The organism is Methylotenera sp. (genome assembly GCF_029946165.1).
Classification (GTDB): Bacteria; Pseudomonadota; Gammaproteobacteria; order Burkholderiales; family Methylophilaceae; genus Methylotenera.
This window is the reverse complement of sequence record NZ_JAQSDZ010000010.1, coordinates 67,715-80,617: the sequence shown is the minus strand read 5'-3', so window position 1 is coordinate 80,617 and position 12,903 is coordinate 67,715. Positions and strand designations below refer to the sequence as shown.

The window sequence follows — 12,903 nt, the reverse complement described above, 5'->3', positions numbered from 1 at the left end:
CTGGAGAATTATCATGGGTTCATTTAGCATTTGGCATTGGTTAATTGTATTGTTGATTGTGGTATTGGTATTTGGAACTAAAAAGCTAAAAAATATTGGCGGTGATGTGGGCGGCGCGGTAAATGAGTTCAAAAAAGCCATGCGTGATGATAAGCTTACTGATAACAAAGAGACGAGTAATACTATAGAAGGTGAAGTCACGAACAAAACTAAGCAATAACGAAAAATGTTTGATGTTTCTTTCTCAGAGTTAATCATGATAACTGTGGTGGCTTTGATAGTTATAGGGCCAGAGAAGCTCCCAAAAGTAGCGCGAACCCTTGGCGCACTTGCGGGACGCATGCAACGGTATGTGGCTCAAGTGAAGGAAGAGGTGAATCGAGATGTGCGTTTTCAAGAATTGCAACAGTTACAACAAGAGATTCAAGATACTGTCACTAAGACCAAAGAGACTATTGAATCAAACGTGCAGGAGAACTTAGGTTCGGTTTCTCAGGGTTTTTCTGAGTTTAAATTAGAAACTGATAGTCTCAGTGCTTCAGAAGCAGAATCGATAGATGTAAATTCTCTTGATATTAAAGCTAGTATGAACACTAAAGATACAAAACCCATAGTCAAAAGAACTCGCACTAAAAAAGTACCAAAAACCGAATAAACGCAAGTGACCCCTACAGATAATTTCATTTCACATTTGATTGAGTTGCGCGACCGCTTATTGCGCGTCGTGCTAGGCTTTATTATTGTCTTTATCGGGTTTTTCCCTTTTGCTAACAAGATTTACGCACTACTCGCCGCGCCCTTGTTAAGTAAGCTACCAGCAGGTGGCCAAATGATTGCTACCGCGGTTACCACACCATTCTTTGTACCAATGAAAGTAGCTATGATGGCAGCTTTTATTGTTTCCTTACCGCATACCATGTATCAAGTTTGGGCATTTATCGCGCCTGGGCTTTATTCGCATGAGAAGAAATTCATGATCCCCATGATTATTGCTAGTAGCTTGCTTTTTTTAGCAGGTATGGCATTTGCCTATTTTGCGGTGTTCCCTGTAGTCTTTGGGTTCATTGTAGGTTCAGCACCAATAGGCGTTGCGGTGATGACTGACATAGGCAACTACTTGGATTTTGTATTAACCTTATTTTTCGCATTCGGTTTGGCATTTCAAGTACCTATCGCAGTGGTCATGACCGTGCGCTTTGGTTGGCTAACAATCGCTCAACTTAAAGAGGCGCGTGGCTACGTGGTGGTTGGTGCGTTTATTATCGGAGCGATATTTACACCACCAGATATCATTTCTCAGTTTATGCTAGCTGTACCTATCTGGCTGCTATTCGAGCTTGGTCTAATTGTAGCTTCATTTACTAAGCAAACCCCCACCCAGAACATACAACCACCTATTTCCAAAGGCGAGACTCAATAAACAAATAAAGATAACAATCGTTTAGTCTTTTTCGATGATAGGTTTTGGGCGCTTACCAATCATTACTGCGATATTTAGTCGTTCTTCTGCTCTTGCAATTTTAAACGTGACTTTTTTGTTTGGCGTGAGTGCGGCAATTAAAGTTAGCATAGTACTCGTGTCAGCTATCGGTTTGTTATCAATCGTCAATAAGACATCACCCGCGTGTAACCCAGCTTTTTCAGCAGGACTATTCTTAAGCACCCCAGCAATTAACGCACCTTCTGCCGCTGGTAGTTTGAATGATTCAGCGAGTTCAGGTGTGATGTCTTGCGCCTCAATACCAATCCAGCCTCTAGTCACGTTACCTTGACTAACAATTTGATCCATGACTTGGCGTGCCAATGTTGCAGGGATAGCAAAGCCTATACCCATGGAGCCCCCACTGCGGGAATAAATAGCACTATTAATACCGACTAAGTTACCATCCGTGTTGATTAACGCGCCTCCAGAATTGCCTGGATTGATTGATGCATCGGTTTGAATAAAGTTTTCAAAAGTATTAATGCCTAAGTGGTTTCGCCCAAGCGCACTAATAATTCCTTGTGTTACTGTTTGCCCAACGCCAAATGGATTGCCAATAGCCAGAACAACATCTCCAACGGCTAAAGTGTCTGAGCTGGCAAAAGTGATTGCAGGTAAGTTGTCCGCTTCAATTTTAATTAAAGCTAAATCGGTTTCGGGATCAGTCCCAACAACCTTGGCAGACATTTTACGGCCATCGGCGAGTGCAATTTCGATTTCGTCGGCTGACGCTACAACATGATTATTGGTTAAAATTAAGCCCTGTTCACTGACTATTACGCCTGATCCAAGACTGGTTTCAGGCTGAGCTTGAGTATCAGGATCATCAAATTGATCACCAAAAAACTGTCTAAAAGCTGGGTCATCTAAATATTTTTGATGTGGATTGTCCGGCGCTTTTTTACTAGTAAAAATATTAACAACAGAAGGCATCGCTTTTTTTACAGCGAGATTATAAGACCCAATTGGAATTACGCTCGCATTAGGGCTAACCTGCTTAACCAGCACTGGTTTACTAGATTTAGTAAGCATGTTTTCAAGTAAGCTGGGAAAAAAAAGACGTAACACAAACACCAATGCTAAACAAACCGTTACAGTCTGAGCAAAAATGAGCCATAATTTTTGATGTAGTTGATTGTTCATTTGAATGGATACATGTAGTGATGTTTATGAATAATGCTTGTTTTTATGTAATGTTAAGTACGCAATGTAATATCAGGCTATTCTAGCGAATATTCAAGAGTGATGGGATAAAAGGTCGTAAATATGGTAAAACTGAACGAGTTGCTACATTATACTCAAGAACTTATGCAGGTTGAACGCTTCAAAGATTACTGCCCTAATGGCCTGCAGGTAGAAGGTAGAGTAGAAGTCAGAAAAGTGGTCACCGGCGTGACCGCCAGCATGGCGTTGTTAGAAGCCGCTAATCAAATCAATGCTGACTTGATTCTAGTGCACCATGGTTATTTTTGGCGTAATGAAGATCCAAGAGTGGTCGGAATTAAACGCAATCGCTTAGCATTTTTACTGAAAAATGACTTGAACTTAATGGCCTATCATTTGCCATTAGATGCGCATACAGAGTTTGGCAACAATGTACAGCTTGGACGGCTATTGGATATTCGTGCTGATGGTTTTGCCGGAGAGTCTAAACTGATTGCTTATGGCGAGTTAATTAAACCTGTCACGCTAGCGGTATTTGCCGCACAGATTGAATCAACTTTGCAACGTACGCCATTAATCATTGGCGACCCACAGAAAATAGTCAAGAAAGTTGCTTGGTGCACAGGTGCAGCACAAGGCTATATAGATACTGCAATTGAGCTTGGGGTGGATGTTTATATTAGCGGAGAAATCTCAGAACAAACTACCCATCAATCCATTGAATCGGGCGTGTCATATATTTCTGCGGGGCATCATGTAACGGAACGTTATGGCGTACAAGCATTAGGGCAACATTTAGCTGAAAAGTTTAATTTACAGCACGAGTTTATAGATATAAAAAATCCAATTTAATTGTTTTATATCAATTACTTATAAAATAAAGCTTTAATTTACTTGTAAAGAATTGTATAATCGCAACCTTTATAATTGCGTCATATTATTGAGCTTCTATTTTTTAATGAAAATATAGTTAAGCGGATTGATGTTGGCCCGAAAAAGGTAAGAATTCATAATCAGTAGCCGAGGAAATCATGTCAGACCACCACAGTGACAAGTATCAAACTGGTTCGCAGTCCGAACCAGATGCTTTAGTAGATTTAGAAAAACGTAAATTTTTAATTACCACTTCTGCTGTTGGTGCGTTAGGTTGCGCTGCTGCGGCTGTGCCTTTTGTTGTGAGCATGACGCCGAGCGAGCGCGCTAAGGCCGCTGGTGCGCCTGTTGAGGTCGATATTTCTAAAGTGGCGCCTGGTGAAATGATGGTGGCTGAGTATCGCGGTCAACCAGTATGGATTATCCATCGTACAAAAGAAATGCTAGAGAAACTTGAAAACCACGATGCACAGTTGAAAGATCCAAAGTCAGATGTTCCTCAGCAACAAGATTATTGCAAAGATAATGGTCGCGCAATTAAGGCCGAGTACGGGGTAATGCTCGGCACTTGTACGCATTTAGGTTGTTCACCAAACTCACGCTTTGAGGTAACTTCAGATTGGGACGGTGGGTTCGTTTGTCCATGCCATGGTTCTAAGTTTGACTTAGCTGGGCGTGTTTTTGAAGGTTCACCTGCGCCGACAAATTTGGTGGTGCCAAAGTATCATTATTTAACCGAAACCACGCTGCTTATCGGTATTGATCCTGAAGGGAAAGCATAAGTCATGGCTATTAAATCTGTAACAGAAAGAAAATCAAGATTTGCTGGCGTTTTAGATGGTACTCTCAATTGGGTGGATGATCGTTTTCCGCTGACTAGTAATATTAAAGCGCACTTAACAGAATATTACGCACCTAAAAACTTCAATTTTTGGTACTTCTTCGGCTCATTAGCCATGTTGGTTTTGGTGATTCAAATTGTCACTGGCATCTTTTTAACCATGCATTACAAGCCAGATGCTTCGCCATTAGACGGTATTCTTGGTAATCCGTCAGTAGCTTTCGCATCTGTTGAATACATTATGCGCGACGTGCCATGGGGCTACATCATTCGCTATATGCACTCTACTGGCGCATCCATGTTCTTCGTAGTAATTTATTTACATATGTTCCGCGGCATTATTTATGGTTCATATCGTAATCCGCGCGAGCTAATTTGGTTATTCGGAATGGGTATTTTCTTGGCTTTAATGGGCGAAGCATTTTTCGGATACCTTTTGCCATGGGGTCAAATGTCTTACTGGGGTGCGCAAGTAATTACTAGTTTGTTTGGTACTGTGCCATTAATTGGGCCAGACTTAATGGAGTGGTTACGTGGCGACTATTTAGTGGGTGATGCTACCTTAAACCGCTTTTTTGCATTTCACGTCATTGCTTTGCCATTGGTGTTGCTTGGCCTTGTAGCGGCTCACTTAATTGCACTGCATGAAGTTGGGTCAAATAATCCTGATGGCGTAGAGATTAAAAAGACAAAAGATGAAAAAACTGGCATTCCATTAGATGGTATTCCGTTTCATCCTTACTACACCGTTAAAGATATGGTGGGCGTGGTTGTATTCTTAATCGTGTTTTCAGCTATTATTTTCTTTGCGCCAGAAGTTGGTGGATACTTTCTAGAAGCTAATAACTTTATACCGGCTAACCCGCTAGTCACACCAGCGCACATTGCTCCTACGTGGTACTTCACGCCTTATTATTCAATATTAAGAGCAGTTCCGCCAATTGGTGTTTCGCAGTTCCCAGGGGTAGTTGCAATGGGTCTGTCGGTAGTCATCTTTGCTTTCTTACCTTGGCTGGATAAGGGTGCGGTAAAGTCTATTCGCTACCGCGGTACACTTTACAAAAAATGGCTTTTGGCCTTTGTTGTGAGCTTTTTAGTGTTAGGGTATTTAGGAACTGTACCAGCTGATATATTTGGTCAGTTTGGGGCATGGTTAGGTAAAGCAGATATTGCTACGGTTATTGCCCGTATCTTTACTGTGGTTTACTTTGCTTTCTTCTTACTGATGCCGTGGTATACCAAACGAGATAAAAGCTTGCCAGTGCCAGAAAGAGTGACAGGTTAATATCATGAAAATTAAAAATATAATGAAAAAATCTTTATTGGCATTGGTCTTGTTCCCTTGCTTATTATTTACGCAATTTGCAATTGCTAACGAAGGCGCACATTTAGACCGGGCGCCGATTGATGCGTCTAATCAAGACTCACTACAACGCGGCGCACGTACTTTTATCAATAATTGCTTAAATTGTCATAGTGCAAGCTTTATGCGTTATAGCCGTTTGCAAGAAATCGGCTTAACTGAAAAGCAAATTAAAGATAATTTACTTTTTGCGGGTGAAAAAGTTGGTGACACCATGAAAGTCTCTATGAATAAAAATGAGGCTAAAGTATGGCTTGGTGTTGCGCCGCCAGATTTATCCGTAGAGGTGCGCGCTCGCGGTGCAGATTGGGTATACACCTATATGCGCAGCTTTTATCGCGACGATACGCGCCCATCGGGTTGGAATAACGTGGTGTACGATAAAGTAGCAATGCCCCACGTACTGTTTGAATTACAAGGCGAGCAAACCTTCAATCATGAAACGCATGAACTTACGTTGTCTAAGCCGGGTATGCTTAGCACGGAAGAATACGACACTTTAATTGGTGATTTAACCAACTATATGGCCTTTATGGCTGAACCTGGCAAGCAGCAGCGCAATCACTTGGGCTGGTTTGTATTACTGTTTTTAGGAGTGTTGTTGGTACTTACTTACAAACTCAAAAAAGCTTATTGGAAAGATATACATTAAATTATGATGACTTTATATTCGGGGACAACTGATCCCTATAGCCACCGCTGTCGAATTGTTTTGTTTGAAAAGGGCATGGATTTTCAAGTAATCGATGTTGATCTTGCGAATAAACCAGAAGATTTAGCGGTAATTAATCCATACAACCAAGTGCCTGTTCTGGTTGAGCGTGATTTGGTGTTGTCGGAAGCTAATATTATCAATGAGTATATTGATGAGCGCTTTCCACATCCGCAATTAATGCCACCAGATCCTGTAATGCGCGCACGTGCAAGATTGTTTTTATATAACTTTGAAAAAGAGTTGTTTGATCACATTAAAGACATTGAGTCTGGTGATGATGAGAAAGCAGATAAAGCACGTATTACGATTCGTGATAATTTGACACAGCTTGTGCCAATTTTCTCTAAACAAAACTATTTGTTAGGTGATGATTACTCAATGTTGGATGTGGCTGTAACACCATTATTATGGCGTTTAGGTCATTACGGTATTGATTTGCAAAACCAAGCTACACCTATCTTAAAATATGCAGAGCGTTTATTCTCAAGACCGTTGTATTCAGATGCAATGACGCCTTCAGAAAAAGCAATGCGTAAGTAATAGGATATAAGTTTCAATGGCTGATTTTACCTCGACTAAACCCTATATGGTACGTGCTATACACGAATGGTGTATGGATAATGGCTGCACACCGCACTTGCTAGTTGCGGTAGATAGCCACGCACGCGTACCTGTAGCCTATGTTAAAAATGGTGAAATAGTATTGAATGTGAACTATAGCGCTACTAAAGACTTGTTGATAGGCAATGAAGCGATTAGCTTTTCAGCAAGATTTGGTGGCGTTTCACAAAATCTTTATGTGCCTATGCATGCGGTAAAAGGTATTTTCGCACGTGAAAACGGTCAGGGTATGTTTTTCGAAATAGAAGATGCCTCAGTCTTTTCGAGTAAAAATGAGGCGTCAGATGGCCAAGTAGAGGCCTCTGATGAGAAAAGTGTAAATAAAAGCAAAAAACCTACATTAACTATCGTAAAGTAGGTTACTTTTTTTAAAATATCAGTATAATACGCAACTCAAATAAACGCCGGATTAGCTCAGTTGGTAGAGCAGCGCACTTGTAATGCGAAGGTCGTCAGTTCGATTCCGACATCCGGCACCAAATTCTTAAACGTTTACCCTTTTATACAATTTGACAGCCAGTTAAATTTTCAGCATAATCGCGGGTTCGGTTTGGAGGGGTGGCCGAGTGGTTAAAGGCGACGGACTGTAAATCCGTTCTCTCAGAGTACGAAGGTTCGAATCCTTCCCCCTCCACCAAAGTTTGTAATACACCGATTTTGCAAAAGTAGTAGCTGTAATAGTTTGAGCCTGTTGGCGCTGGTTAAGATGGATGCGCGGGTGTAGCTCAGTTGGTAGAGCTTCAGTTTTCCAAACTGAATGTCGCGAGTTCGAGTCTCGTCGCCCGCTCCAAAGACTGGGTAGCAGAACAAGCGCCCATGTGGCTCAGTGGTAGAGCACTCCCTTGGTAAGGGAGAGGTCGCGGGTCCGATTCCCGCCATGGGCACCAAAGTGTTATATAGAAAATTTAAAGTGGTATCAATTTGATTTAGGTAAGTTTTAATTTGAACAAGTTTTATTAATTCTAATAAAACTTATAGTTAATAAAATATTGTAAAGGACTGAAGCAATGGCAAAAGGTAAATTTGAGCGGACCAAGCCGCACGTTAACGTAGGCACAATTGGCCACGTTGACCATGGTAAAACAACATTAACAGCAGCGATTACCACAATCCTGTCTAAAAAATTCGGCGGCGAAGCAAAAGCCTACGATCAAATTGACGCGGCACCAGAAGAAAAAGCACGTGGTATTACCATTAACACAGCCCACGTTGAATACGAAACAGCCAACCGTCACTACGCACACGTAGACTGTCCAGGCCATGCCGACTATGTTAAAAACATGATTACCGGTGCAGCACAAATGGACGGCGCGATCTTAGTATGTTCAGCTGCTGATGGTCCTATGCCACAAACACGTGAGCACATCCTATTAGCACGTCAAGTTGGCGTACCATACATCGTTGTCTACCTAAACAAAGCAGACTTAGTAGACGATGCTGAGTTATTAGAACTAGTGGAAATGGAAGTACGTGACTTGCTAAGCAAATACGACTTCCCAGGTGACGATACACCAATCATCACAGGCTCAGCACGTGCAGCATTAGAAGGCGACCAAACAGAAATCGGCGAGCCATCAATCTTCCGTCTAGCAGAAGCATTAGATACTTACATCCCAATGCCAGAACGCGCAATCGACGGTACATTCTTAATGCCAGTTGAAGACGTATTCTCAATCTCAGGTCGTGGTACTGTAGTAACAGGCCGTATCGAACGCGGTATTGTAAAAGTCGGTGATGAAATTGAAATTGTTGGTCTAAAACCAACCGTAAAAACTACTTGTACTGGTGTTGAAATGTTCCGTAAATTACTAGACCAAGGTATGGCTGGTGATAACGTAGGTGTATTGCTACGTGGTACAAAACGTGAAGACATCGAACGTGGTCAAGTATTAGCTAAATCAGGTTCAATCAAACCACACACAAAATTCACAGCAGAAATCTATGTGCTAGGTAAAGATGAAGGCGGTCGTCACACACCATTCTTCCAAGGTTACCGCCCACAATTCTACTTCCGTACCACAGACGTAACGGGCGCAGTAGAATTACCAGAAGGCACAGAAATGGTGATGCCAGGTGATAACGTATCAATCGTAGTCACATTGATCTCTCCAATCGCGATGGAAGAAGGCTTACGCTTCGCTATCCGTGAAGGTGGTCGTACTGTGGGTGCTGGTGTTGTTGCTAAAATCATCGAGTAATATGTTTTGAATAAGAAGCTACGCTAACAACCCAGCGTAGCTTTTTAAGTTGTGAGGCGTAAAGCCTAAACTACAGGCCAATAGCTCAATTGGTAGAGTATCGGTCTCCAAAACCGAGGGTTGGGGGTTCGACACCCTCTTGGCCTGCCAAATTTGAAGTGATGTTTTTAAACATTATTTAAGTAACGCTAATTAAGTAAACTATGATCAACAAAATTAAGTTGTTGGTGGCATTTTTGCTACTCGCTGCAGGCATTGCAGGATTCTACCTGCTAGCAGATAAAGCTACCGTGTTGCGTATACTCGCAGTACTTGCTGGCTTAGGTGCTTCTATTGCAGTGCTTTGGACAACACCTATTGGCCAGCAGTCAATAGTATTTATGGGCGAGGCTGTAGCTGAAGCGCGTAAAGTGGTATGGCCAACACGTAAAGAAACAACGCAAACAACTTTAGTAGTGTTTGTGTTGGTGGTGATTATGGCTGCATTCTTAGCGGTAGTTGATATCGGATTTGCATTTATGGTGCAGTGGTTAATGGGACGGGGCGCGTAATGAGTATGAAATGGTACGCGGTACAAGCATTCTCAGGTTTTGAGAAGTCTGTGCAAAAAGGACTGGAAGAACGCATCGTTCGTAATGGTCTGCAAGATCAATTTGGTCAGATTCTTGTTCCAATCGAAGAAGTGATTGAGATGAAGGCAGGTCAAAAAACCATCTCTGAGCGCAAGCTATATCCAGGATACGTTCTAGTGCAAATGGCGATGACTGACGAGAGTTGGCATTTGGTTAAAAGCACGCCACGTGTAACTGCATTTATTGGTGGTAGCGCGCAAAAGCCTACGCCAATCAAAGATAAAGAAGTTGATATCATCTTGCAGCGTATTGATGATAGTAAAAGCAATCCTACACAAAAACTTACCTTTGAAAAAGGTGAGTCTGTACGCATTGTTGATGGCCCATTCAAAGACTTTTCTGGCAATGTGGAAGATGTTAACTACGAGAAAAGTAAGTTACATGTGTCCGTTGTGATCTTTGGACGTTCAACGCCAGTTGAGCTTGAGTTCAGTCAAATCGAAAAAGAAGTTTAGTAAGAAGTAATTTTTAGGTAGTTATATTTAACGGGGAGCTAAATTTATTTAGCGCTATTACCCATTTTAGGAGTTATACCATGGCAAAGAAAGTCATTGGCTACATCAAATTGCAGATTCCTGCAGGTAAAGCCAACCCAAGTCCACCAGTTGGTCCAGCTTTGGGTCAACGCGGTTTGAATATTATGGAATTCTGCAAGGCATTTAATGCTGCAACGCAAGGCGTAGAGCCAGGCTTGCCAATTCCAGTAGTGATTACAGCATTTGCGGATAAGAGCTTCACATTTGTGATGAAAACGCCTCCGGCGACTATTCTTATCAAAAAAGCGGCGAATATCACTAAAGGTTCACCTACACCGCACACTAATAAAGTGGGCAAGATTACTCGCAAACAGGCTGAAGATATTGCTACAACAAAAATGCCTGACTTAACAGCGTCAGATATGGATGCTGCAGTGCGTACTATCGCAGGTAGTGCGCGTAGTATGGGTATCGAAGTGGAGGGTGTATAACATGGCTAAGAGAATTGATGCACTACGTGCAAAAGTAGATCGTAATAAACTTTATCTAGTGGCTGATGGCTTAACTATCGTTAAAGAAAATGCAACTGCAAAATTCAATGAATCCATTGATGCTGTTGTTAACCTAGGTATTGATGCACGTAAATCTGACCAATTGGTTCGTGGTGCTTTAGTATTGCCTAACGGTACTGGTAAAACAACACGCGTAGCAGTGTTTGCTCAAGGTGCGCAAGCTGAAGCAGCTAAAGCTGCTGGTGCTGATATTGTTGGTTTTGAAGATTTAGCTGAACAAGTTAAAGCCGGCGTGATGGATTTTGATATTGTGATTGCCACACCAGATGCTATGCGTATCGTGGGTGCTTTAGGTCAAATCTTAGGCCCACGTGGTTTAATGCCAAACCCAAAAGTTGGTACTGTAACGCCTGATGCTGCTACTGCTGTTAAAAATGCAAAAGCGGGTCAAGTGCAATATCGTACAGATAAAGGCGGTATTATCCATTGCACAATCGGCCGAGCTTCTTTCACTGTTGAGCAATTGCAAGGTAACTTGTTAGCTTTAGTAGATGCTTTAAACAAAGCAAAACCAGCTTCAACAAAAGGTGTTTACCTTAAAAAATTATCTATCTCTAGCACAATGGGTGCTGGTGTACGTTTAGATCAAGCAAGTTTAGTAGCTTAGTAAAGAATGATGATTGGACTTGTTAATTCAAGTCCAATCGCAAAGGGCTTTGGGCTTATTGATTGATTAATAACTTGATTAATCAATAAGGTTATCAAAGACCGTAGGTGTCCTAAAGGACTTAATGTCGGTAGTTTCTCAGTGGGTGAAAAAGTGCCAATGTAGTATGCGCGCTTTAACCTCTGCTTTGATTTTACTAAACCCTACGCAGATGGTGTATCCCTAAACAGGAAAAATATTTCCCAGTGAATGGTCGCCGTGAAATGGTTTTTAGTATTTCTAATGCTAGAAGCAGATTCTGTTTTAGTAATAATTTAATTATTATTTAGGCAGAGATTTTAACGGAAGGAGAAGACCTTGAGTCTAAATCTTACAGAGAAAAAAGCAGTAGTTGCTGAAGTTAGCGCGCAAGTTGCACAAGCTCAAGCAATGGTTCTTGCTGAATATCGTGGTATGGGCGTGGCTGACATGACTGTATTACGTGCAGATGCTCGAAAATCAGGCGTGTACTTACGTGTGTTGAAAAACTCATTAGTACGTCGTGCCGTTGAAGGCACAGCATTTTCAGCATTAGCAGACAGCATGATTGGCCCATTGGTGTTTGGTATTTCATCAGACCCAGTAGCAGCGGCTAAAGTATTGAACAACTTTGCAAAAACTAACGACAAGTTCGTGATTAAAGCGGGTGCTATTCCGAATCAGTTGATGGATGTTGCTGGCGTACAAGCCTTGGCATCTACACTGAGTCGTGAAGAATTGCTTGCTAAGTTTGCTCGTACGCTCAACGAAGTGCCAACCAAATTCGCTCGCGCGATGGCGGCAATTCGTGATGCTAAAGAAGCAGCTTAATTCATTTAACTACATTATTAAATTATAGGAAATATTCAAAATGGCTATTACAAATGCAGAAATTTTAGATGCAGTAGGAAGTATGTCAGTTTTAGATTTGACAGCATTCATTAAAGAAATCGAAGAAAAATTCGGCGTATCAGCTGCAGCTGTTGCTGTTGCATCTGGTGCTGCAGGTGCTCCTGCTGCTGCGGCAGCAGAGCAAACTGAATTCACAGTGTTTATTTTAAGCGCTGGCGAACAAAAAGTTAGCGCAATTAAAGCGGTTCGTGAATTAACTGGTTTAGGCTTGAAAGAAGCTAAAGACTTAGTTGATGGCGCACCAAAAGCTGTTAAAGAAGGCGTAAGCAAAGCTGATGCTGATGCAGCATTGAAAAAATTGATCGAAGCTGGTGCAACTGGCGAAATCAAGTAATCACTTAGTTTTAGTGTGATTTAGGCTGACGGGAGACCGTCAGCCTTCGCCGTTTATAGCGGCGTAAAAAATGTAACAAAATGTAATTAAATTT

17 protein-coding genes and 5 tRNA genes are annotated in these 12,903 nt (G+C 41.7%); 21 read left to right on the top strand and 1 reads right to left on the bottom strand.

Features of this window, described 5'->3' with window-relative positions; all coding sequences use genetic code 11:
• Positions 1–13 precede the first annotated feature (13 nt).
• From tatA to tatC, 3 genes are read left to right on the top strand one after another with little or no spacing between them, the layout of a single operon-like run.
• Positions 14–220 (top strand): Sec-independent protein translocase subunit TatA, encoded by a 207-nt coding sequence (gene tatA / locus PSV17_RS06905; protein WP_300480914.1) that lies wholly within the window; start codon positions 14–16, stop codon positions 218–220.
• Positions 221–226: 6 nt separating this feature from the next.
• Positions 227–655, top strand: coding sequence for a Sec-independent protein translocase protein TatB (gene tatB / locus PSV17_RS06900; protein WP_300480912.1), 429 nt, complete (start codon positions 227–229; stop codon positions 653–655).
• Positions 656–661: 6 nt separating this feature from the next.
• Entirely contained in the window at positions 662–1,420 is a 759-nt protein-coding gene (gene tatC / locus PSV17_RS06895) for a twin-arginine translocase subunit TatC (RefSeq protein WP_300480911.1), read from the top strand.
• A 21-nt stretch (positions 1,421–1,441) separates the two neighbouring features.
• Here the strand turns inward: tatC and PSV17_RS06890 are convergent, their stop codons facing one another.
• Positions 1,442–2,626, bottom strand: coding sequence for a Do family serine endopeptidase (locus PSV17_RS06890; RefSeq protein WP_300480909.1), 1,185 nt, complete (start codon positions 2,624–2,626; stop codon positions 1,442–1,444).
• 123 nt (positions 2,627–2,749) lie between these two features.
• On the opposite strand from PSV17_RS06890, the gene PSV17_RS06885 reads away from it, so the two are divergent.
• The 18 genes from PSV17_RS06885 (at position 2,750) to rplL (ending at position 12,809) form a co-directional block, all read left to right on the top strand.
• Positions 2,750–3,499, top strand: coding sequence for a Nif3-like dinuclear metal center hexameric protein (locus PSV17_RS06885; protein ID WP_300480907.1), 750 nt, complete (start codon positions 2,750–2,752; stop codon positions 3,497–3,499).
• 179 nt (positions 3,500–3,678) lie between these two features.
• Positions 3,679–4,302 (top strand): ubiquinol-cytochrome c reductase iron-sulfur subunit, encoded by a 624-nt coding sequence (gene petA, locus PSV17_RS06880; RefSeq protein ID WP_300480906.1) that lies wholly within the window; start codon positions 3,679–3,681, stop codon positions 4,300–4,302.
• A 3-nt stretch (positions 4,303–4,305) separates the two neighbouring features.
• Entirely contained in the window at positions 4,306–5,646 is a 1,341-nt protein-coding gene (locus tag PSV17_RS06875) for a cytochrome b N-terminal domain-containing protein (protein ID WP_300480905.1), read from the top strand.
• A gap of 4 nt (positions 5,647–5,650) precedes the next feature.
• Positions 5,651–6,376 (top strand): cytochrome c1, encoded by a 726-nt coding sequence (locus PSV17_RS06870; RefSeq protein WP_300480903.1) that lies wholly within the window; start codon positions 5,651–5,653, stop codon positions 6,374–6,376.
• 3 nt (positions 6,377–6,379) lie between these two features.
• Positions 6,380–6,979 carry a glutathione S-transferase N-terminal domain-containing protein gene (locus PSV17_RS06865; protein ID WP_300480901.1) on the top strand — a complete coding sequence of 200 codons (600 nt, stop codon included), beginning with the start codon at positions 6,380–6,382 and terminating at the stop codon, positions 6,977–6,979.
• Positions 6,980–6,995: 16 nt separating this feature from the next.
• On the top strand, positions 6,996–7,418 hold the full coding sequence (locus PSV17_RS06860; protein WP_300480899.1) for a ClpXP protease specificity-enhancing factor: 423 nt from the start codon (positions 6,996–6,998) through the stop codon (positions 7,416–7,418).
• A 45-nt stretch (positions 7,419–7,463) separates the two neighbouring features.
• Positions 7,464–7,539 (top strand) — tRNA-Thr (locus PSV17_RS06855).
• Between the two features lie 73 nt (positions 7,540–7,612).
• A tRNA-Tyr gene (locus PSV17_RS06850) sits at positions 7,613–7,697 on the top strand.
• 77 nt (positions 7,698–7,774) lie between these two features.
• A tRNA-Gly gene (locus tag PSV17_RS06845) sits at positions 7,775–7,850 on the top strand.
• 22 nt (positions 7,851–7,872) lie between these two features.
• Positions 7,873–7,947, top strand: a tRNA-Thr gene (locus PSV17_RS06840).
• A 120-nt stretch (positions 7,948–8,067) separates the two neighbouring features.
• Entirely contained in the window at positions 8,068–9,258 is a 1,191-nt protein-coding gene (gene tuf, locus PSV17_RS06835; RefSeq protein ID WP_300386885.1) for an elongation factor Tu, read from the top strand.
• A gap of 74 nt (positions 9,259–9,332) precedes the next feature.
• Positions 9,333–9,408: transfer RNA gene (locus PSV17_RS06830), tRNA-Trp, on the top strand.
• A 53-nt stretch (positions 9,409–9,461) separates the two neighbouring features.
• Entirely contained in the window at positions 9,462–9,809 is a 348-nt protein-coding gene (gene secE / locus PSV17_RS06825; protein WP_300480897.1) for a preprotein translocase subunit SecE, read from the top strand.
• A complete protein-coding gene (nusG, locus tag PSV17_RS06820) occupies positions 9,809–10,345 on the top strand; it encodes a transcription termination/antitermination protein NusG (protein ID WP_300480895.1) in 537 nt (178 codons plus the stop codon). The genes secE and nusG overlap by 1 nt, the downstream gene beginning before the upstream one ends.
• Before the next feature lie 80 nt (positions 10,346–10,425).
• Positions 10,426–10,857, top strand: a complete 432-nt coding sequence (gene rplK, locus PSV17_RS06815; protein ID WP_300386901.1) for a 50S ribosomal protein L11 — start codon at positions 10,426–10,428, stop codon at positions 10,855–10,857.
• A gap of 1 nt (position 10,858) precedes the next feature.
• Positions 10,859–11,545, top strand: a complete 687-nt coding sequence (gene rplA / locus PSV17_RS06810; RefSeq protein ID WP_300480894.1) for a 50S ribosomal protein L1 — start codon at positions 10,859–10,861, stop codon at positions 11,543–11,545.
• Between the two features lie 357 nt (positions 11,546–11,902).
• Positions 11,903–12,394 (top strand): 50S ribosomal protein L10, encoded by a 492-nt coding sequence (gene rplJ, locus PSV17_RS06805; RefSeq protein ID WP_300480893.1) that lies wholly within the window; start codon positions 11,903–11,905, stop codon positions 12,392–12,394.
• Positions 12,395–12,434: 40 nt separating this feature from the next.
• Positions 12,435–12,809, top strand: coding sequence for a 50S ribosomal protein L7/L12 (gene rplL / locus PSV17_RS06800; RefSeq protein ID WP_300480892.1), 375 nt, complete (start codon positions 12,435–12,437; stop codon positions 12,807–12,809).
• The last annotated feature ends 94 nt before the right edge of the window (positions 12,810–12,903 follow it).